The 19,981-nt window shown below is 71.8% G+C and carries 17 protein-coding genes; 10 read left to right on the top strand and 7 right to left on the bottom strand.

Annotation, left to right across the window (positions count from 1 at the left end):
* Window positions 1-76: 76 nt before the first annotated feature.
* Entirely contained in the window at window positions 77-1,519 is a 1,443-nt protein-coding gene (locus tag AB0K15_RS24820) for a S8 family serine peptidase (RefSeq protein ID WP_364054842.1), read from the bottom strand.
* Window positions 1,520-2,026: 507 nt separating this feature from the next.
* Here AB0K15_RS24820 and AB0K15_RS24815 point away from each other — a divergent pair.
* The 5 genes from AB0K15_RS24815 to proB all read left to right on the top strand — a co-directional run bounded on the left by AB0K15_RS24815 (window position 2,027) and on the right by proB (window position 8,648).
* Window positions 2,027-5,101 carry a translation initiation factor IF-2 N-terminal domain-containing protein gene (locus AB0K15_RS24815; RefSeq protein WP_364054839.1) on the top strand — a complete coding sequence of 1,025 codons (3,075 nt, stop codon included), beginning with the start codon at window positions 2,027-2,029 and terminating at the stop codon, window positions 5,099-5,101.
* 181 nt (window positions 5,102-5,282) lie between these two features.
* Entirely contained in the window at window positions 5,283-5,597 is a 315-nt protein-coding gene (rplU, locus tag AB0K15_RS24810; RefSeq protein ID WP_009081084.1) for a 50S ribosomal protein L21, read from the top strand.
* 54 nt (window positions 5,598-5,651) lie between these two features.
* On the top strand, window positions 5,652-5,918 hold the full coding sequence (rpmA, locus tag AB0K15_RS24805) for a 50S ribosomal protein L27 (protein WP_364054835.1): 267 nt from the start codon (window positions 5,652-5,654) through the stop codon (window positions 5,916-5,918).
* Window positions 5,919-6,033: 115 nt separating this feature from the next.
* A complete protein-coding gene (obgE, locus tag AB0K15_RS24800; RefSeq protein ID WP_364054832.1) occupies window positions 6,034-7,545 on the top strand; it encodes a GTPase ObgE in 1,512 nt (503 codons plus the stop codon).
* Window positions 7,542-8,648 carry a glutamate 5-kinase gene (gene proB, locus AB0K15_RS24795; RefSeq protein ID WP_364054829.1) on the top strand — a complete coding sequence of 369 codons (1,107 nt, stop codon included), beginning with the start codon at window positions 7,542-7,544 and terminating at the stop codon, window positions 8,646-8,648. Before obgE ends, proB begins: the two co-directional genes overlap by 4 nt.
* A gap of 9 nt (window positions 8,649-8,657) precedes the next feature.
* Here proB and AB0K15_RS24790 read toward each other — a convergent pair whose 3' ends face one another.
* Complete coding sequence (locus AB0K15_RS24790; RefSeq protein WP_364054826.1) at window positions 8,658-9,011, bottom strand: aldo/keto reductase; 354 nt, start codon at window positions 9,009-9,011, stop codon at window positions 8,658-8,660.
* Window positions 9,012-9,031: 20 nt separating this feature from the next.
* Complete coding sequence (locus tag AB0K15_RS24785) at window positions 9,032-9,748, bottom strand: SDR family oxidoreductase (RefSeq protein ID WP_364054823.1); 717 nt, start codon at window positions 9,746-9,748, stop codon at window positions 9,032-9,034.
* A gap of 58 nt (window positions 9,749-9,806) precedes the next feature.
* Here AB0K15_RS24785 and AB0K15_RS24780 point away from each other — a divergent pair, with 58 nt between their 5' ends.
* Window positions 9,807-10,391 (top strand): TetR/AcrR family transcriptional regulator, encoded by a 585-nt coding sequence (locus AB0K15_RS24780; RefSeq protein WP_364054820.1) that lies wholly within the window; start codon window positions 9,807-9,809, stop codon window positions 10,389-10,391.
* Here AB0K15_RS24780 and AB0K15_RS24775 read toward each other — a convergent pair.
* Window positions 10,381-10,995 (bottom strand): TetR family transcriptional regulator, encoded by a 615-nt coding sequence (locus AB0K15_RS24775; RefSeq protein ID WP_364054817.1) that lies wholly within the window; start codon window positions 10,993-10,995, stop codon window positions 10,381-10,383. The two genes, AB0K15_RS24780 and AB0K15_RS24775, sit on opposite strands and share 11 nt — an antisense overlap.
* A 90-nt stretch (window positions 10,996-11,085) precedes the next feature.
* On the opposite strand from AB0K15_RS24775, the gene AB0K15_RS24770 reads away from it, so the two are divergent.
* Complete coding sequence (locus AB0K15_RS24770) at window positions 11,086-12,279, top strand: NAD(P)/FAD-dependent oxidoreductase (protein ID WP_364054814.1); 1,194 nt, start codon at window positions 11,086-11,088, stop codon at window positions 12,277-12,279.
* Between the two features lie 27 nt (window positions 12,280-12,306).
* Here the strand turns inward: AB0K15_RS24770 and argS are convergent, their stop codons facing one another.
* The 3 genes from argS to AB0K15_RS24755 all read right to left on the bottom strand — a co-directional run bounded on the left by argS (window position 12,307) and on the right by AB0K15_RS24755 (window position 17,980).
* Window positions 12,307-14,034 carry an arginine--tRNA ligase gene (gene argS / locus AB0K15_RS24765; RefSeq protein ID WP_364054811.1) on the bottom strand — a complete coding sequence of 576 codons (1,728 nt, stop codon included), beginning with the start codon at window positions 14,032-14,034 and terminating at the stop codon, window positions 12,307-12,309.
* A gap of 70 nt (window positions 14,035-14,104) precedes the next feature.
* A complete protein-coding gene (locus tag AB0K15_RS24760; RefSeq protein ID WP_364054808.1) occupies window positions 14,105-15,394 on the bottom strand; it encodes an MFS transporter in 1,290 nt (429 codons plus the stop codon).
* A 477-nt stretch (window positions 15,395-15,871) separates the two neighbouring features.
* Window positions 15,872-17,980: a RecQ family ATP-dependent DNA helicase gene (locus AB0K15_RS24755; RefSeq protein ID WP_364054805.1), complete on the bottom strand. Its 2,109-nt coding sequence runs from the start codon at window positions 17,978-17,980 to the stop codon at window positions 15,872-15,874.
* A 322-nt stretch (window positions 17,981-18,302) separates the two neighbouring features.
* Between AB0K15_RS24755 and nadD the strand changes: the two genes are divergently transcribed.
* Genes nadD through AB0K15_RS24740 form a run of 3 tightly spaced genes read left to right on the top strand, consistent with a single transcriptional unit; the run spans window position 18,303 to window position 19,978 of the window.
* Window positions 18,303-18,902, top strand: a complete 600-nt coding sequence (gene nadD, locus AB0K15_RS24750) for a nicotinate-nucleotide adenylyltransferase (protein ID WP_364054802.1) — start codon at window positions 18,303-18,305, stop codon at window positions 18,900-18,902.
* Window positions 18,903-18,947: 45 nt separating this feature from the next.
* On the top strand, window positions 18,948-19,367 hold the full coding sequence (rsfS, locus tag AB0K15_RS24745; RefSeq protein ID WP_364054799.1) for a ribosome silencing factor: 420 nt from the start codon (window positions 18,948-18,950) through the stop codon (window positions 19,365-19,367).
* Entirely contained in the window at window positions 19,364-19,978 is a 615-nt protein-coding gene (locus AB0K15_RS24740; protein ID WP_364054796.1) for a histidine phosphatase family protein, read from the top strand. Before rsfS ends, AB0K15_RS24740 begins: the two co-directional genes overlap by 4 nt.
* The last annotated feature ends 3 nt before the right edge of the window (window positions 19,979-19,981 follow it).

Here is a 19,981-nt window from a genome sequence, read left to right as displayed (position 1 = left end):
GCAGCGTTGCGACCTTAGCAAGATCGACCGTGGCCGGCGATCGCGGGAAGTGGGCCCCGGTGGCGGGAGCCGGGGGCTACCGCGCGGGGTTCGGCGGGCCCGTCTGGGGCGGGGTCACGGCGGCGAGCGCGTCGACGAGCCCGTGGCCGTAGAAACCGTTGTAGCTGTCGTAGCCGGCGCAGTAGGCGTCCTGGGTGCCGTCGCCGGTGAGGTCGTAGTCGTCGGGGCACGGCATGGGCGTGGCCCGCGTCTCCAGGGCGCGGCGCAGGTCCGCGGCCGACATGCCGGGGTGCGCCGACTTCAGCAGTGCCAGCACGCCCGCGACGTGGGGTGCGGCCATCGACGTGCCGCACAACGGCGCGTAACCCCCGGGGACGGTCGACACCACGCAGCGCCCGGCCTCGCCGCCGGGTGCGGTGACGTCCACCACACCGAGACCGTACGAGCTGTAGCCGGCTTTCACGCGGTCCGCGCCGACGGCCGACACCGCCACGACGTCACGCAGGCCCGCCGGCAGCGCTTCACACTTCGCGGCGCCTGCGGTCCGTACGCCCGAGTGGGCCGACGGCGTCAGGTCCACGGCTTCGTTGGTCGCGGCCGCGACGTTCAGCGTCCCGGCCGACGTGGCGTACTCCACCGCGCGCGCCAGCACCTCGTGGACCACGCCCCGGTCGTCGCCGCGCACGCACGACAGGGACCACGGGTTCACGAACCAGCTGCTGTTGGTCACGGGCAGGTGGTGTGCCGCCGACCACATGAGCCCGCACACCGCGGCCTCGGGATCGGCGTAACCGCGGTCGTCGATCACCTTCACCGAGGCGATCCGGGCGCCGGGCGCGACGCCGGTCACGCCCTTGCCGTCGTCGGCCGCAGCGATGATGCCGGCCACGTGGGTGCCGTGCACCGACGTCGTCGGCTGCCAGGCCTCCGGCCGCGGGTCGGCGACACCGGTGAGGCAGCCGGCGGAGTCGGCGGGGTCCATCGCGGCGGCGAGGTCGGGATGGTGCGGGTCGACGCCGGAGTCGAGCACGCCGACCACGACGTCACGGCTGCCTTCGCTCACCTGGTGCGCGAAGGTCGCGTCGACCATCTTCATGTCCCACTGCTCACCCGACAGGTCGGCCGTGGACACCTGTGCCGGGTCACTGAGGTGCAGCTCGGCTCGCGCGGGTTGCGGCGGCACGGCGTCGCCGCTCGCGCGCTGCGCCGCGAGGCGGGTGCCCTGCGCGCTGAACGCGCGATCGAGCCCGATGTGCGACCCGAAGTCCGGATCATCCGAAGTGACCACGCCTACGGCGATCTGCGGGTAGTACCCGGTCGAGTGACCACAGGCGGCTTCGACCTGCTCGCGTGCGGAGTCTTCGGAGGTGCCCCGGTCGAAGGCGACGACGTAGCGCAACGTTCGCCCGGACGGGTGGCAGCTCGGCTCGTCCGCGCTCGCCGGCCCGGCGGCGAGGCACCCGGAGAGCGCCGCGACGAGGCACACGGCCGCGCGCAGCGGCCGCGCCAGCAGGGACACCGGACCTCCTACCGGATGCAGGAAACGCCGGGCACCCGCGCGCACGCGTGCCCGAGCCGCACGGTAACCAGGCTGGGGCGGCGGGACAAGCGGAACGGCCAACTTCGCACCACGACGGCACGCCCGGGTGGCTGCGCAAGGCACCGACTACACCGGGTGCACCCCCGGGTGTGGGATACTCACGTCGACCGCCCCGACGACGGGCATCCTGCCTGCGTCGTGAGTGGTCCGGAGGAGTGCCGGACCGGCACCACTCGCGTCGCCCCCGGGAGGCCGGGCAGCTCGACGTGGTGGGGCTGGCCCGCGAGGGGTCGGAGCCAGGCCGGCGCGCCGCCGAGGAGACCTGACCGTGCCCGGTTCGCCGAACCCGGCGGACCGCACGGTTTGCCACGCAAGGATTCCCGCCGCTGGTCACCACCACGGCGGGCACGGAACAGAAAGGGCCCCTGCGCGGCCGCGTCGTGACCGGTGAGAACCGGCAGACGCGCCCGGGGGCGGAGGAGACACATGTCGAACGCGGACACACCCGCCGATCAGACCGGCGGGAATACCGCCGCACCCCTGACCAGTCAGCTGGGGGAGCTGCCGCCGCGCATTCGCGTGCACGCGCTGGCCAAGCTGCTGGGCACCAGCAGCCGCGACCTGCTCGCCAAGCTGGCCGAGCTGGGCGAGAGCCCCCGCAGCGCGCAGTCGAGCGTGACCCGCGAGGTCGCGGTCAAGGTGGCCGAGGCGCTCGCCCCGGCCGACGCGGCCGAGAGCACGCCCGAGGTCACCGCGGCCACCGAGAGCACCGCGGCCCCTGAGGTCGCCCCGGTCACCGAGGTCGCCGAGGTCACTGAGCAGCCGGCTCAGCCCGAACCCGTCCGGGCCGAACGCGCCCAGCCCGCCGAGGCCGTCGAGACCACCGAGCAGCCCGCCGAAGCACAGGCCGCCCCCGAGCAGCGCGAGCCACGCCGCCGCGTCCGCCGGGCCGCCGTGCCCGCGGTCGTCGTGAGCGACCCGCCCGCCGAGGCCGAGGCCGAGGAGCCGGCGCAGGCCAAGCGCCCGGTGCACGTGCCGGTGTTCGCCGCGCCGTCGCCGGTCTTCCTGCCGCCGGAGCCCGAGCCCGCCGGCGAGCGGCCCGCGCGCAGCCGGCCCGAGCCGGTGTTCGGCGTCGGCCCGAAGCCGGTCACCGAGGAGGCCCCGGCCGAGGACGAGCAGGCCGAGGACACCACGGGCGAAGACACCGACGACCGCTCCGACGACGACGAAGACGGTGCGGCCGGCCGGCGCCGGCGTCGTCGCGGCCGCCGTGGCCGCGGCCGGGGCAAGGGCGGCGACGAGGGCGGCACCGAGGACGACGAGGCCGCCGACGAGCCGGACCGCAAGCGCGGCTCGGCGAAGCAGGACGAGAAGCAGGCCGACAAGCCCGAGAAGCAGGCCGACGCCGAGCAGGGCGAGCCGGCCGAGTCCGAGGACTCGGCCGGCGAAGCCGATGCCGACGGCGACTCCGACGGTGAGGGCGGCAGCCGCCGCCGGCGCCGTCGCCGCCGTCGCAAGGGTGGCGACGACGACGGGTCCGAGGCGACCACCGACGACCCGCCCAACACCGTCACCCACGTGCGCCAGGCCAAGGCCGAGCAGCCCGAGCGCCCGGCGCGCGACGAGGTGCGCAGCGTCCGCGGCTCCACGCGCCTGGAGGCCAAGCGCCAGCGCCGCCGCGACGGCCGCGAGGCCGGCCGCCGCCGCGCCCCGATCCTGTCGGAGGCCGAGTTCCTCGCCCGCCGCGAGTCGGTGGAGCGCACGATGGTCGTCGCCGAGAAGGGCGACTCCACGCAGATCGGCGTGCTCGAGGACGGCGTGCTCGTGGAGCACTTCGTCACCTCGGCCGGCACCGGCTCGATCGTGGGCAACGTCTACCTCGGCCGCGTGCAGAACGTGCTGCCGAGCATGGAGGCCGCCTTCATCGACATCGGCCGCGGCCGCAACGCCGTGCTCTACGCCGGCGAGGTCGACTGGGACGCCGCCGGCCTGGAGGGCAAGGCCCGCAAGATCGAGCAGGCCCTGTCCACCGGCGACAGCGTGCTCGTGCAGGTCACGAAGGACCCGGTCGGGCACAAGGGCGCCCGGCTGACCACGCAGATCTCCCTGCCCGGCCGCTTCCTGGTCTACGTGCCGGCCGGCGGGGCCACGGGCATCTCGCGCAAGCTGCCGGAGAACGAGCGGCGCCGGCTCAAGGACATCCTCAAGCGGATCGTCCCCGAGGACGCGGGCGTGATCATCCGCACCGCGTCGGAGGGCATCAGCGAGGAGGAGCTCGACCGCGACGTCCGGCGCCTCAAGGTGCAGTGGGACGTCATCAAGGAGAAGGCCGACGCCGGTGCCGCCAAGAAGGGCGGCGCGCCGACCATGCTCTACGAAGAGCCCGACCTGCTGGTGAAGGTCGTGCGCGACCTGTTCACCGAGGACTTCGCCAAGCTCGAGGTGCAGGGCGGCAAGGCGTTCGACACGATCCACTCGTACGTGGAGCACGTGGCCCCGGACCTGGCCGATCGCCTCAAGCGCTACACCGGCACCGGCGACGTGTTCGCCGACCACCGGATCGACGAGCAGATCACGAAGGCGCTCGACCGCAAGGTCTGGCTGCCCTCGGGTGGGTACCTCGTCATCGACCGCACCGAGGCGATGACGGTGATCGACGTCAACACCGGCAAGTTCACCGGCTCGGGCGGCAACCTCGAGGAGACGGTGACGCGCAACAACCTGGAGTCGGCGGAGGAGATCGTCCGCCAGCTGCGGCTGCGCGACATCGGCGGCATCATCGTGATCGACTTCATCGACATGGTGCTCGAGTCCAACCGCGAGCTGGTGCTGCGCCGCCTCACCGAGTGCCTCGGCCGCGACCGCACGCGCCACCAGGTCGCCGAGGTCACGTCGCTGGGTCTCGTGCAGATGACCCGCAAGAAGATCGGCACGGGCCTGCTCGAGGCGTTCTCCACGCCGTGCGAGCACTGCAAGGGCCGCGGGGTCGTCGTGTCCACCGAGCCGCAGCGCACCGGTGGTGGCGGCAACGGCGGCGGCAACAACGGCCACAACCACAACCACGGCAACGGCGGCGGGGACACCAAGAGCTCCCGGCGTTCGCGGGGCCGCGGCAAGGGCGACGAGCAGCAGGCCGAGCACGCCAAGGTCGTGGAGCCGGCCCCGGCGCCCACGCCCGAGCAGCGCGAGTCCGTGGTGTCGGCCGTGCAGGCGATGGCGAACGCGTCGAAGGCGGCGTCCCACAAGGGCGAGCACGAGGGCGAGCCGGAGCCGCACGTCGCGGACGAGCCGAAGCCGCTGGCCGAGGCCGTGAAGACAGTGGAGACGGCGCAGGAGACGGCGGCCCCGGCCGTCGAGACCCCGGCCCCGGCCGTCGAGGAACCCGCCCAGCCGGCTGAGCAGACCGAGGTTGCCGAGACCGCTGAGGCGGCTGTGTCGAGTGAGGAGACCGAATCCGAGGTCGACGTGCCGGCTCCGGCCACGCGACCCACCCGGCGCCGGTCGCGCCGGGCGGCGTCGCGCCCGGCGGGTCCGCCGGTGCACGCCTCGGAGCAGAGCTGAAAGACCACGTAGGGGACCCCGGTGTCCATCCACCGGGGAACCTCACGTAACCTGTAGTACGGCCTGCCACCAGAGCAGGCCGCTGCGCGAGCACTTGGACCGCCTCCGGGCGGGCCGTCCGCGCCAGCCCCCCACCCGATTGCCTAGTAGTTACAGGGCCGAGTTAATGCAGGAGACTTCCGTGTCGGCGTACGCGATCGTCAAGACCGGCGGCAAGCAGTACAAGGTGGCCGTCGGCGACGTCGTCGAGGTCGAGAAGCTCGAGGGCGAGCCGGGCACCGAGCACACCTTCCCCGCCGTGCTGTTCGTGGACGGTGGCGAGGTCACCACGGACGCCGACGCGTTGGCGAAGGTCTCGGTCACCGGCAAGGTCGTGGAGCAGACCAAGGGTCCGAAGATCCGGATCCACAAGTTCAAGAACAAGACCGGCTACCACAAGCGTCAGGGTCACCGGCAGAAGCTGACCCGCGTCGAGGTCACCGGTATCTCCAAGTAGTTCTTCGGATCTTCGTAGTCTTCAGACTGAAACATTTGAAAGAGGGGCTTCGCCATGGCTCACAAGAAGGGTGCGTCCAGCTCCCGCAACGGTCGCGACTCCAACGCCCAGCGACTGGGCGTGAAGCGCTACGGCGGCCAGGAGGTGAACGCCGGTGAGATCCTGATCCGCCAGCGTGGCACCAAGTTCCACCCCGGCGTGAACGTCGGCCGTGGCGGCGACGACACGCTGTTCGCGCTCGCCGCCGGTGCGGTCGAGTTCGGCACCAAGCGTGGCCGCAAGACGGTCAACATCGTGCCGTCCGCTGCCGTCGAAGCCTGATCTCAGACTTCTTCGAACGCACGACTTTCCGACGAGGGGTGGAGCCGGAATATCCGGCACCACCCCTCGTTTGTGTTGTCCGACAGTTTCTTCGCGAGTGAAGTGAGGCAGTGCCATGGCGTCCCGGTTCGTGGACCGCGCGGTGATCCACCTGACCGCCGGTGACGGGGGCAACGGCTGTGCCTCCGTGCACCGCGAAAAGTTCAAGCCCCTGGGTGGCCCGGACGGGGGCAACGGGGGCAACGGCGGCGACGTCACGCTCGTCGTCGACAGCAACGTCCACACCCTGCTCGACTTCCACTTCCGCCCCCACGCCCGCGCCGGCAACGGCAAGATGGGCATGGGCAGCAACCGCAACGGCGCCGCCGGCGAACCGCTGGAGATGCGCGTGCCGTCCGGCACCGTCGTCTTCACCGAGGACGGCGAACTCGTGGCCGACCTCGTGTCGCCCGGCACCACGTTCATCGCGGCCCAGGGCGGCCGCGGCGGGCTCGGCAACGCCGCGCTGGCGTCGAAGGCCCGTAAGGCCCCTGGATTCGCGCTGCTGGGCGAGCCCGGCGAGTCGCGCAACCTGGTGCTGGAGCTGCGGTCGGTCGCCGACGTCGGCCTGCTCGGCTTCCCCAGCGCGGGCAAATCGTCGCTGATCTCCGTGCTCTCGGCCGCGAAGCCGAAGATCGCCGACTACCCGTTCACCACGCTCGTGCCGAACCTCGGCGTGATCACCGCCGGCTCCACCGTGTTCACCATGGCCGACGTGCCGGGCCTGATCCCGGGCGCGTCGGAGGGTAAGGGCCTGGGCCTGGACTTCCTGCGCCACATCGAGCGCTGCGCCGTGCTGGTGCACGTGGTCGACTGCGCGACGCTGGAGCCGGGCCGCGACCCGGTGTCCGATGTGGACGCTCTGGAAGAAGAGCTCGCGAAGTACACCCCGGGCCTGGGCGGCAAGCTCGACGAGCGCCCGCGCGTGGTGGTGCTGAACAAGATCGACGTGCCCGAAGCCGCCGAGCTGGCGGAGTTCGTGCGGCCCGAGTTCGAGGCCCGTGGCCTGCAGGTGTTCGAGGTCTCGACGGCCTCGCGCAAGGGCCTGCGGGAGCTCACCTTCGCGCTGGCGAAGGTCGTGGAGGAGTACCGCGAGGCGCAGCCGGTGCTGGAGCAGCAGCGCATCGTGCTGCACCCGCTGGCCATCGACGACAGTGGCTTCACCGTCTCGGCCGACCCCGAGGAAGAGGGCGCGTTCATCGTCCGCGGTGCCCGGCCCGAGCGCTGGATCCGGCAGACGAACTTCGCCAACGACGAGGCCGTCGGCTACCTCGCCGACCGGCTCAACCGCCTCGGCGTCGAAGAAGCGCTCGCGAAGCAGGGGGCGAGGCCGGGCAGCCCGGTCACGATCGGCGACGTGCAGTTCGAGTGGGAGCCCTCGTCGCCCGGCGTCGCGGTGCACCTGTCCGGGCGCGGCACGGACGTGCGGCTGGAGAAGAGCGACCGCGTCGGCGCGGCGGAGCGCAAGGAAGCCCGCCGGATCCGCCGTGACGGGACGGGGGAGGACGAGTCGGTCTCCGACGCGGACGCCGAGGGCGCCGACTTCGCGGACGACTTCGACGACGATCTGGAGGAACTGGACCGGTGAGCGGCACGCGCGTCGAGATCGCCGAAGCCCGCAGGCTCGTCGTCAAGGTCGGTTCGTCCGCGCTCACGACCGCCGGCAGCGGCCTGGACGTCGAGCGGCTTCACGCGCTGGTCGACGCCATCGCCGCACGCGTGGCCCGCGACTGCCAGATCGTGCTCGTGTCCTCGGGTGCGATCGGTGCGGGACTGGCGCCGCTGTCGCTCGGCAAGCGCCCGCGTGACCTGGCCACGAAGCAGGCGGCGGCGAGCGTCGGGCAGCTCGCGCTGGCCCACGCGTACGCGGAGTCGTTCGGCCGGTACTCGCTCACCGTCGGCCAGGTCCTGCTGACGTCGGACGACGTCGTGCGCCGCGCGCACTACCGCAACGCGCAGCGCACGTTCTCGCGGCTGCTCGCCCTCGGCGCCGTGCCCGTGGTGAACGAGAACGACACCGTGGCCACGCAGGAAATCCGCTTCGGCGACAACGACCGCCTCGCCGCCCTCGTCGCCCACCTCATCGGCGCCGACGCGCTGATCCTGCTGTCCGATGTGGACGGTCTCTACGACGGCGACCCCCGCGACGGCGCCACGCGCAAGATCGCCGAGGTGCTGAGCGAGTCCGATGTGGAGGGCATCTCCGTCGGCATGTCCTCCTCGGGCCTCGGCACGGGCGGCATGGTCTCGAAGCTCGCGGCCGCCCGCACCGCGGCGGGCGCCGGCATCCCGGTGCTGCTCGCGGCCGCCGTCGACGCGGCCGGCGCGCTCGGCGCGGCCGACGTCGGCACGGTCTTCGCCCCGGCCGACACCCGCCTGTCCGCGCGCCGCTTCTGGCTCGGTTACGCCGCCGACTCGTCCGGCCGCCTCCGCCTCGACGACGGGGCCGTGGCCGCGATCCTGCGCCGCCGTTCGCTGCTGGCGGCCGGCATCACCGGCTTGACCGGCAAGTTCGAGGCGGGTGACGTCGTCGACCTCGTCGATGCGAAGGACGTCCCGGTCGCGCGCGGCGTGGTGGCGTTCGACGCGAGCGAGCTGCCCGACCTGATCGGCCGGTCGAGCCACGAGGTTCCCGTGGAGCACCGCCGCGAGGTCGTCCACGCCGACGATCTCGTGCCGCTTCGCCGCTGAACGACACGGTCAGCCGTTCGTCTTGGCCAGCCCCGCGGGCGTGTCGCGATCCCCGGCCACGGCAGTGTGCGGCACGGCGGCGCCGAGCCGGGCGAGGTCGGCCTCACTGAGGGACACGTCCGCGGCGGCGGCGTTCTCGTCGAGGTACTTCCGCCGTTTGGTGCCGGGGATCGGCACGACGCCGTGGCTCATCACCCAGGCCAGCGCGACCTGACCCGGCGTGACGCCCTTCTCCTCGGCGAGGGCCCGAACCCGGTCCACCAGCACGAGGTTGGCCGCGATGTTCTCGGGCGAGAACCGGGTGCACCGACCACCCCTCCGCCGGCAGAAACCCCGCCACGGCGGGACTTGAGCGGTGAGCACGGCTCAAGTCCCGCGAGGCATCAGAGGGTGATCAGCCGCGCGCCGCCGTCGGTTTCCAGGACGGTGCCGGTGGTGGTCGGGTTGGTGGCTGCGAACACGACGGCTTCGGCGACGTCGTCGGCGGACGCGACCTGCCGCGTCGGCAGTGCGGAAGCGACCTGCGCGAAGTAAGCCGCGCGCTGCTCGGCCGGGAAGCCGCTCCACCAAGCGGTGTCCACCACCCCGGGCGATACGGCGTTGACGCGGATCGGCGCCAGTTCCGCCGCCAGGGGTTTGACCGCGGCCTCCAGGGCGCCGTTGATCGCCGCGAGCCCGGTCGTGCCCGGCATGCCGGTGCGCGCGCTGATGGCGGTGACCAGCGTGATCGACCCCATCGGTGCGAGTCGTGGCAGTACCGCCTGGATGGTGGTGAGGTGCGCCCAGAACTTCGCGTCGAAAGCGCGGCGCAGCATGCCCAGGTCCAGGTCCGCGATCGGCCCCATTCCCTCGCTGCCGCTGAGGCTCACGACGAGGGCGTCGATCCGCCCGATCGTCTCGGCGAGCGCGGCCATAGCGGCCGCGTCGGCGCCGTCGGCCTGGTGTCCGGTCAATTCGGGATCGCTGGCCGCCAGATCGTCGAGCCGCTCTTTGCCGCGGCCGGTGAGGTGGACCTCGAACCCGCGGTCGCGCAGCTTGCGCGCGGTCGCCAGCCCGATGCCCGAAGTGCCCCCAGCGACGAGGGCCGTGCTGTTGCTCATGTGGTCTCCTATTTCGAACCGTGACGTCTCGTCTCGAATTACGCTACCATCGGTTCTCGTGACCGACCAGTCCCTCGGCCGCCGCCCCGGCCGCAAGCGCAGCGCCGCCAGCCGCGACGCGATCCTCGTCGCGACCCTGGAGCTCATCGCGGAAGTCGGGTACGCCGGCCTGACCATCGAAGGCATCGCGGCGCGCTCCGGCTCGGGCAAGCAGACCGTCTACCGGTGGTGGCCGTCCAAAGCGGACGTGCTCATGGAGGCGCTCGCGAGCAAGGCCGACCTGATCGTGCCGGTGCCCGACCACGGCGACCTCGCGGCCGACCTGCGCGAGTTCCTGCGCGACACGTTCGCGCTCGGCGGCAAGCAGACCGTCGCCGACACTCTGCGCGCGCTGATGGCTCAGGCGCAGGTCGACCCCGCGTTCGGCGACCGGTTCCGCGAAGACTTCTTGCTGCGCCGCCGCGAGGTGCTGGGCCGGATCGTCGACCGCGCGGCCGAGCGCGGCGAGCTCCCCGCCGGCGTCTCCCGCGAAACCCTGATCGACGTCGTGTTCGGCACCCTCTGGTACCGCCTGCTCGCCACCCGCACACCGGTGGGCCCGGAGCTGGCCGACGAGCTGGTGGCGCTGATCGTCAGGGCTTGAGCGCCCGCACGATGCGGGCCAGCTGCTCCGCGTAGCCGTCGGCGAACTCCGCCGAGCCCGGGTCCTGGCCGGTGAGGGCCCGGGCGACGCGCGGGAACGCGAGCGACGCGCTGGCCGCGGCCATCAGCACGAGCATCAGCGCCGCCGGGTCGACGTCGGCCGGGAAGTCGCCGGCCTCCTGACGTGCGCGGACGTAGCCGAGCTGGCGTTGCAGGAACTCGCGCTGGGCTTCGACACCGACAGTGTCCGGCTCGCCGTCGGTGAGGTTCTCCCAGAGGAACAGGCGGCCGAGGTCGGCGTCGGCGAGACCCGAGCGCACGAACTCGGCGGCGACGTCCGCGAGCTCGCGATCCGGCGCGGCGATCGTGGTGAAGCTGTCGAACACCGGGCGGTTCAGCTCCGTGTACAGGCCTTCCTTGCCGCCGAAGTAGTACGAGATCAGCTGCTTGTTCACGCCCGCCCGCGCGGCGATCTCGCCCACGCGCGCCGCCGCGTATCCCTTGTTGCCGAACTCCGCCTTGGCCGCCTCGAGGATGCGCGCCTTCGTGCGCTCGGGGTCGCGCTGACGTTCGCGCGGCGCACGGCGGGGGCTGTTCTCGGGCACGGGATCAGCCTAGCCGATGACTCAATCATCCTTACGGTTGACTTAATCATCCGTACGGATAATTATGAAGTGGTCCGAGAGGGGAAGACCATGACTCTGAGAGTTGCCGTCGTCGGCGGTGGGACGGGTGGCCTGTGCCTGGCCCACGGCCTGGTCCGGGCCGGCGTTGAAGTGGCGGTGTACGAACGCAGCCGCACGCGGACCGAACGGCTGCAGGGTTATCGCGTGCACATCGATCCGCACGGGGCGGCCGCGTTGCACGAGTGCCTGCCGTCCGATGCGTGGCAGAGATTCCTTGCCGCCACAGGGGAAAACGCCCACGAGTTCGCGTTCGTCACGGAGCAGCTGCGCGAGCTGGCGGTGATGCGCGAACCCGCCGCCGCGGATCCGGCCGCCGCGCACCACTCCGTGAGCCGGATCTCGCTGCACCAGGTGCTGTCGACGGGACTCGACGGAATTCTGTGGCACGACAAGGAGTTCGTGCGGTATGAGGCCGGGCCGAAGGCTGTGACCCTGCATTTCGCCGACGGCACCACGGCCGAAGCCGACCTGGTGGTCGGCGCGGACGGTGCGAATTCCCGCGTCCGCGCGCAGCTCCTGCCGCACGCGCGACGGGTCGATACCGGCATCGTGACGATCGTCGGCAAAACGCCGGTTTCCGATGTGGCGGACCGCTTCAAGGCCGGCCCGGTCTATGTCGTGGCGCCGCCCGGGTGCGGCATGTTCACGGCGCCGCACCTGTTCCCCGACATCGCGGTCAACGACGAGACGGCCGACCTGGACCCCGTGCTGTTCGACAACACCGGCAGCTACGTGATGTGGGCGTACGGCTCGCGCCGACTATCCACATCGGACACCAACCTCCGCGAAGCGGCGCTGTCTTCGATCCACGGTTGGCATCCCGACCTGGTCCATCTGATCGAGAGCTCACCCGAAGCCTCCGCGAGCCGGCTGCCGATCCTCACGTCGCTGCCGGTCGAGCCGTGGCAGCCCGGCCCGGTGACGCTGCTCGGCGACGCCGTGCACAGCATGACGCCGTTCCGCGGCATCGGGGCCAACACGGCGTTGCGCGACGCGCAGTTGTTGTGCCGCAAGCTTTCCGCGGGCGGTGACGTGCGGGTGGCCGTGGGGGAGTACGAGCGCGAGATGCGGAAGTACGGCTTCAAGGCAGTCCGTGCCTCGGCCCGCAGTGCCGACCAGTTCGTGTCGGAGAGCCGGCTCGGACGCGTCGCGGCGCGGGGGATGTTCCGTGCGATGGGCGTGGTGGCGAAGCTGCGGGGTTGAGGCTGGGCGCCCCAACCCCGCCGCGGGTCAGAGCCGGCGCGGTGCTTCGATGCCGAGCAGTTCCAGGCCGAGCACGAGCGTGCGCGACGTGAGCGTGGCCAGCTGCACTCGCGAGGCTCGGAGTTCCGGCGTCTCGGCGGTCAGGACCGGGCACTGCTCGTAGAAGCGGGAGAACGTCACGGCCGTCTCGTAGAGGTAGGTGCACAGCTTGTGCGGCGCGTACGCGCTGGTCGCCGCGCGGAGGGCTTCACCGAACCGCAGCAGCGTGAGGGCGAGGGCGCGTTCGGCCGGCTCGGCCAACGTGACCGGCGCGCCGGCGCTCTGGTCGCCCGCCTTCGCGAGGATCGACTCGATCCGTGCGTGCGCGTACTGCAGGTAGACCGACGTGTTGCCGTCCTTGGCCAGCATGCGGTCCCAGTCGAACACGTAGTCGCGCTCACGGTCGCCGGAGAGGTCGGCGTACTTCACCGCGCCGATGCCGACGGCGCGCGCCACCTCGCGCTGTTCGGCCTCGCTCAGCTCACTGCGTTCGGCGACGACGTCGGCGGCCTGCGCGACGGCCTCGGCCAGCAGGTCGGCGAGTTTGATCGTCTCGCCGGCGCGCGTGCGCATCACCTTGCCGTCCGCGCCGAGCACGGAGCCGAAGCCGATGTGCTCGGCGTGCACTCCGTCGAGCCAGCCCGCCGCGCGGCAGACGGCGAAGAGCATCGCGAAGTGCTGGGCCTGCGGCGTGCCGACGACGTAGAGCAGGTCGGTGGCGCCGCGTTCGGTGGTCCAGTACTTCGCGGTGGCGAGGTCGGTGGCCGCGTAGCCGTAGCCGCCGTCGCGCTTGCGGACGATCAGCGGCAGCCGGTCGCCTTCGCGGTTGTGGAAGCCTTCGGGGAACACGCAGACGGCGCCGTCGCTGAGCTCGGTGAGCCCGTCGGCCTCCAGTTCGTCGACGACCTTGGCGAGGTACGGGTTGTAGAAGCTTTCGCCGTAGATGTCTTCGTCGGTGAGCGTGATGCCGAGCATTTGGTAGACCTCGTTGAAGTGGCGGGTGGACTCGTCGACGAGCCCCTGCCACGTGGCGAGCGTCTCGGCGTCGCCGCTCTGCAACCTCACGACGCGCTCGCGCGAGCGTGTGGCGAACGCTTCGTCGGAGTCGAACTTCCGGCGCGCGGCTTGGTAGAACTCGTTGAGGTCGCCGATGCCGCTGTGTCCGGAGGGCGGCTCGTCGAGCAGGTGCTCGATGAGCATGCCGAAGGGAGTGCCCCAGTCGCCGAGGTGGTTGTGGGGCAGCACCTCGTGGCCGGCGAAGCGCAGCAGCCGCACGATCGCGTCGCCGATCACCGACGAGCGCAGGTGACCGACGTGCATTTCCTTGGCGACGTTGGGGCTGCTGTAGTCGAGGGCGATGCGCTTTTGTCGCGTGGCGGGCTCGACGCCGAGCCTCGGGTCGCTGCCGAGCGCGGTGACGCCGTCTTCGAGCCATTCGCGGCGGAGCACGAAGTTGAGGAAGCCGGGGCCGGCGATCTCCGGCGGCTCGGCGAGGTCGGTGATCCCGAGGTGCTCGACGATGGCCGCGGCGACTTCACGCGGCGGGCGGCCGAGGCGTTTGCCCAGGCTCATCGCGAGGTTGCACTGGTAGTCCACGCCGTCGCGGGTCGAGACGGCGATGAGCGCGTCGGCCGGGGCGATGTCGACGTCGAGCGCGCGGTTGAGGGCGTCCACCACGCGTCGGGCGAGTTCCTCACTAACCTCGGGCTTGCGCACGGTGTCCCTCCTTCTTCGCGTAGTCGATTCGCCGCAGCGTAGCGACTCGGCCGAAGCGGGCTCGAAGGGATTACCGCAGTTCGCTGCCCTTGGTCTCGGGCAGGCGCAGCACCACGAGGAACGCGATGGCCGCGGCGACCGCGACGTACCAGAAGAACGCCGTGGCCGCGCCGGCCGCGGACAGCGCGCTGAGCACCAGGGGCGCGGTCCCGCCGAAGAGGGCGACGGTGAGGTTGTACCAAGCCCCGATGCCCAGCCCGCGCAGCTCGGTGGGGAAGAGCTCGCTCATGATCGCGGGTGCGAGCGACGTCATCGCCGTGTACAGGCCCAGTCCCACGCAGAACACCACGAGGAGCCCGCCGAGCCCGGGCCGCACGAGGAACGACAGCGGCACGATCACCAGCGCCGTCGCGCCCGACCACACCAGCAGCTGCGGCCGGCGCCCGACGCGGTCGGCGAGCGCGCCCATCGGGTACTGCAGCGCCACGAACAGCGCGGTGGCGATCGAGAGCGCGAGGAACACGTCGACGTCGCTCGCCCCGCGCGTCTTCACGGCGAAGGAGGTGAGGGCGCTGAAGAAGGTGTAGTAGCACAGCGTCGACAGCATCGTGAAGCCCACGAGCTGCCCGACGGCCTTCGGGTGGTGCGTCAGCGTGGTCAGCAACGGCCGCTCGACGCGCCGAGCCTGCTCCTTCTTTTGTTCGAACAGCTCGGTTTCCGCGAGACTGCGCCGCAACCACAGGCCCACGAGACCCAGCACCCCGCCCAGCAGGAACGGGATCCGCCAGCCGAACGACGCGAGCTGCGCCTTGTCCATCGTCCGCGCCAGCACGAACCCCAGCACGGTCGCGACCAGCACCGCCGACCCGGTGGAGATGTAGAAGAACGACGAATACCGCCCGCGCCTCTTCGCCGGCGCGATCTCCCCCAGGTACGCCGACGCGTTCGACACCTCGCCACCCAGCGACAGCCCCTGCGCCACCCGCGCCACGAGCAGCAGCACCGGCGCGAGCCACCCGACCTGCGCGAACGTCGGCAGCACCCCGATCGCCACCGACCCGCCCGCCATGAGCGCGATGGTGAGGATCATCGCCGGCTTGCGCCCGTGCACGTCGGCGAACCGCCCGAGCAGCACCCCGCCCAGCGGCCGGAAGAAAAACGCGAGCGCGTAGGTGGCGAACGTGTTGATCAACGCCAGCGCTTCGTTGCCGGAGGGGAAGAACGCGCCCGCGAAGTAGATGCTGAACGTCGCGTAGATCGTCCAGTCGAACCACTCCAGCGCATTCCCGGCACTGGCGGCGAACAACTTCCGCACCGGCAACCGGTGCCTCGTCGCGACCTCCGCCGTCGATCCGGCCATGGCGACCTCCACGTCCCGCTCGCGTGGAAGGGCACTGTGCCAGAAATGCCTGGAGATCGGTAGTTCTTCACCGACTGGATGTGGGTTTGGTCGGACGGCCTCGGTGGTCTGGGCCCGTGGGTGCGGTGGCCTTGGTTGCCGAGTCCGGAGCGCTGGGCGGCCCGAAGGGCAGTGCTGCCTTCGCGCCCGCCCGCCAGTCCGACCGCGGCTGCCAGCAGCGGTGGCGGCCGAACAGTTCCCGGCTGACGGCCGGTTGCCCGTGCGCGCGGATCGTCGGTGCGGGCGGCGGCTCCGGAGGTGGTGGCCCAACCGAACCGCAGCACCGCCTTTACGCCCACCGTCAGCTCAATCGCGGCTGCTGGCAGCGGTGGTGGCCGGCGGCTACCTGCTGTTTTGCCGCGCGGGCGTGGACCGCCGTCGCGCGCGTGGCGACTCTGCGTGCGTTTGTCCCCGTGCGGCTCGTCGGCGTGCGTGGGGTCAGGAGGTGCTGGCCAAACCGAAGGGCAACACCGCCTTCGCGCCCGCCTTGCGGAGGAGGCGGGAAGCCAGAGTCATCGTCCAGCCGGTGTCGATGACGTCGTCCACGAGGAGGATGGGGCCGGGGGTCTCGGCGACGCGGGTGGCGACGTCGTCGGGCAGGGAGAGGCGCTGCCAGAGGTCGGCGAGGCGCTGGGCGCTGTTGGCCTGCCGCGGGGGTGGGCCGGCGGAGTCGAGCGTGCCCAGGTGTTCCAGGCGGCCGAGGGTGGCGAGGCGCTCCGCGAGGTTCGCCACCAAGACCGGCCGGGTTGCCGAGGGCACGGCCACGACGGCCGTCGGGCGCTCCGCCCACGGCCACGCCGCCAGGACTTTCACACAGGCCTGGAACACCGACTCCGGGACCACGTCGTCGACCGCGCCCGGGCCGACGAGCTCGCGCAGCCGTGAGCCCCAGCCGACGTCGGTGAGGCGGCCCAGCACCTGGCCCGGCTCGGCCTGCTCGGTGGCGGCGATGCGGCCCGACAGCGGCACGTCGAGCCCCTTCATCCCGCTGGGCCACTGCTTGCGCGGGGCCACCTCGACGCCCGGCCGGTCCAGGCGCTCGCGGGTCGCGCCCACGACCTCTTCCGACACCGCCGTGTCCCAGTGCTGCCCGGTGCAGTTGTCGCAACGGCCGCACGGCGCCGCGTCCGGGTCGTCGAGCTGGCGGCGCAGGTATTCCATGCGGCAGCCGGTCGTGGAGAGGTAACCGAGCATCGCCGACTGCTCGGCCTCGCGCGCTTTCGCGACCCGGGCGTAGCGGTCGCGGTCGTACTGCCACTCCTGACCCGTGCTCTCCCAGCCGCCGCGCACGCGCCGGACCGCGCCGTCGACGTCGAGCACCTTCAGCACCATCTCCAGCCGCGAGCGCGACAGCTCCACGGTCGGCTCGAGCGCGGCTGTCGACAGTGGACGGTCGGCGTACGCGAGCGAGTTCAGCACCTGCGACACCCGTAGCTCGTCGGGGAAGGCCAGCGAGCCGAAGTACGCCCAGATCGCCTTGTCCTCGCGGCCCGGCAGCAGCACGACCTCCGCGCGCTCCACGCCACGGCCCGCACGCCCGACCTGCTGGTAGTAGGCGATCGGCGACGACGGTGCACCCAGGTGCACCACGAACCCGAGGTCGGGCTTGTCGAAGCCCATCCCGAGAGCCGACGTGGCCACGAGCGCCTTGACCCGGTTGGCCAGCAGGTCGTCTTCCGCGGCCTGACGGTCGGCCGGGTCGGTCTTGCCCGTGTACGCAGCGACGGGGTAGCCGCGCTCGCCGAGCAGCGCCGCGACGTCGTGGGCCGCCGCGACCGTGAGGGTGTAGATGATGCCGGACCCCGGGAGCTCGGCCAGGTGCTCGGCGAGCCAGGCCAGGCGCGCCTGGTCCGTCGGCAGCTCGGCCACGGCCAGCCGCAGGCTCTCGCGGTCGAGCGGGCCGCGCAGCACGAGCGTGTCTCCGCCCGTGCCGATGCCCAGCTGGTCGGCGACGTCGGTGGCCACGCGGTCGTTGGCCGTCGCCGTGGTGGCCAGCACCGGCACGCCTTCGGGCAGGTCGCCCAGCAGCGTGCGCAGCCGGCGGTAGTCGGGCCGGAAGTCGTGGCCCCAGTCGGAGATGCAGTGTGCCTCGTCCACCACGAGCAGCCCGGCGCTCGCGGTGAGCTTCGGCAGCACGGCGTCGCGGAAATCGGGGTTGTTGAGCCGTTCGGGGCTCACCAGGAGCACGTCGATGTCGCCGGCGACCACCGCCGCCTGCACCTGGTCCCACTCCTGCGCGTTGGCCGAGTTGATCGTGGCCGCGTGGATCCCAGCGCGCGCGGCCGCCGAGATCTGGTTGCGCATGAGCGCGAGCAGGGGCGAGACGATGACGGTCGGACCGGCGCCCTGCTCGCGCAGCAGGGCCGTGGCCAGGAAGTACACGGCCGACTTGCCCCACCCGGTGCGCTGCACGACGAGCGCGCGCCGGTGGTGGGCGACGAGGGCCTCGATCGCCGTCCACTGGTCTTCGCGCAGGGTCGCGGTTTCGCCGGCGAGCGCACGCAGCAGGGTCTCGGCGCGCTCGCGAAGGGCTTCGGTGGTGTCCACGTCCCCGGTCTACCCCATGCGGCCGACAGAACGGGAGCCGGACGTGGCACGAACGGACCGTTCGCGACCGGATGCGTACAGTTATGTGACTCAAGTCACAACTGCGAACCGCGTAAGGCACCCCGCGGTCCCGGCTCTCCTCGGCAACCGGTGCCTCTCGGGGGAGGTGACCGGTCGCCCGGCGATGCCCCCTTGACCGCCGGAGCGTGGCGCGCGGGCCCGGCCTTCCTCCTGGGGAGCGGGTAGGCCGGGCTTGCGCGTTACGCAGGTCGCATGCTGAACGGGGAGCCCTCGCGCGCCCGCGCGTATAGGCTCATCGGCTATGTCACCACGCCGGATCGGGGTCATGGGCGGCACGTTCGACCCCGTGCACCACGGTCACCTCGTCGCGGCCAGTGAGGTCCAGTCGCGCTTCGCGCTGGACGAGGTCATCTTCGTCCCGACCGGGCAGCCGTGGCAGAAGTCCGAGCGCGTCGTGACGCGCGCCGAGGACCGCTACCTGATGACGGTGATCGCCACCGCGTCCAACCCGGTGTTCTCCGTGAGCCGCGTCGACATCGACCGCGGCGGCCAGACCTACACCGTCGACACACTGCGGGACCTGCACGAGGAGTACCCGGACGACCAGCTGTTCTTCATCACCGGAGCCGACGCGCTGGAGCAGATCCTGACCTGGCACAAGGCCGACGAGCTGTTCGACTTCGCGCACTTCATCGGGGTCACGCGCCCCGGCTACCGGCTCAACTCCCACCACTTGCCGAGCGGCAAGGTCAGCCTCGTCGAGGTCACGGCGATGGCGATCTCGTCCACCGGGTGCCGCGAGCGGGTGGAGCGCGGCGAGCCCGTCTGGTACCTCGTGCCCGACGGCGTGGTCCGCTACATCGCCAAGAAGGACCTGTACCGCAAAGACCGAGGTGAGTGACCGGGTACCCTCGTCCGGGCGTACCCCGAACCCTGAAGGAGCACTGTGGCAGCGACGTCCGAGGCACGAGAGCTGGCCGTCGCGGCCGCGCACGCGGCAGCCGACAAGCTGGCCAGCGACGTGGTCGTGCTGGACGTGTCCGACCAGCTCGTGATCACCGACGCTTTCGTGATCGCGTCCGCGCCCAACGAGCGGCAGGTCGGTGCGATCGTCGACAACGTCGAGGAGAAGCTGCGCATCGGCGGGCACAAGCCGGTGCGCCGCGAAGGTGCCCGCGAAGGCCGCTGGGTGCTGCTGGACTACGTCGACGTCGTCGTCCACGTGCAGCACCAGGAAGAGCGCTCGTTCTACGGCCTGGAGCGGCTGTGGAAGGACTGCCCGCGCATCGAGGTCGAAGGGCTCGAGCCCGCCGCCGCGGCCGATCGCGACGCCGCGGCGGACAGCGCGGACGGCCTGGACGCGTGAGCCTGAAGCGGCTGCTGCTCTGGCGACACGGCGAGACGGACTACAACGCCGCCGGCCGCATGCAGGGCCACCTCGACTCCGCGCTGACCCCGGTCGGCTGGAACCAGGCGCGCTTCGCCGTTCCCGCGCTCGCGCGGTTCTCGCCCGACCTGGTGATCGCGTCGGACCTGCACCGTGCCACCGACACGGCCACCGTCCTCACCGAAGCGATCGGCGTGCCGCTGCGCATCGACAAGCGCCTGCGCGAAACGCACCTGGGCGAGTGGCAGGGCATGACCGGCCCCGAGGTCGACGCCGCGCACCCCGGCGAGCGCGACAAGTGGCGCACCGACGCCGCGTGGGCGCCGCCGGGCGGTGAGTCCCGAGTGGACGTCGCCGGCCGCGCGGGCGAGGTCGTGAACGACCTGCTGCAGCCGAATTCCGACCCCGGCGAGTCGGTGCTGCTCGCGTCGCACGGCGGCCTGATCGTGGCGCTCACGGCGAAGCTGCTCGGCCTGCCGATCGACATCTGGCCGTCGCTGGGCGGGATCATGAACTGCCACTGGGTGGAGCTCGGCCGCCGCGACGACGCTTGGCGACTGTATGCGTACAACGCGGGGATCACCGGCTGATCG

This window comes from Amycolatopsis sp. NPDC049253 (assembly GCF_040678995.1).
Lineage (GTDB): Bacteria > Actinomycetota > Actinomycetes > Mycobacteriales > Pseudonocardiaceae > Amycolatopsis.
Note: the sequence above shows the minus strand (reverse complement) of the source record. Positions and strands in the feature narration are given on the sequence as shown.

What these genes read in the sequence shown, in the direction of transcription:
- AB0K15_RS24815 (WP_364054839.1), top strand. Translation starts at nt 2,027, where the DNA reads ATGTCGAACGCGGACACACCCGCCGATCAGACCGGCGGGAATACCGCC.
- rpmA (WP_364054835.1), top strand. Translation starts at nt 5,652, where the DNA reads ATGGCTCACAAGAAGGGTGCGTCCAGCTCCCGCAACGGTCGCGACTCC.
- obgE (WP_364054832.1), top strand. Translation starts at nt 6,034, where the DNA reads ATGGCGTCCCGGTTCGTGGACCGCGCGGTGATCCACCTGACCGCCGGT.
- AB0K15_RS24785 (WP_364054823.1), bottom strand. Translation starts at nt 9,748, where the DNA reads ATGAGCAACAGCACGGCCCTCGTCGCTGGGGGCACTTCGGGCATCGGG.
- AB0K15_RS24770 (WP_364054814.1), top strand. Translation starts at nt 11,086, where the DNA reads ATGACTCTGAGAGTTGCCGTCGTCGGCGGTGGGACGGGTGGCCTGTGC.
- AB0K15_RS24760 (WP_364054808.1), bottom strand. Translation starts at nt 15,394, where the DNA reads ATGGCCGGATCGACGGCGGAGGTCGCGACGAGGCACCGGTTGCCGGTG.
- nadD (WP_364054802.1), top strand. Translation starts at nt 18,303, where the DNA reads ATGTCACCACGCCGGATCGGGGTCATGGGCGGCACGTTCGACCCCGTG.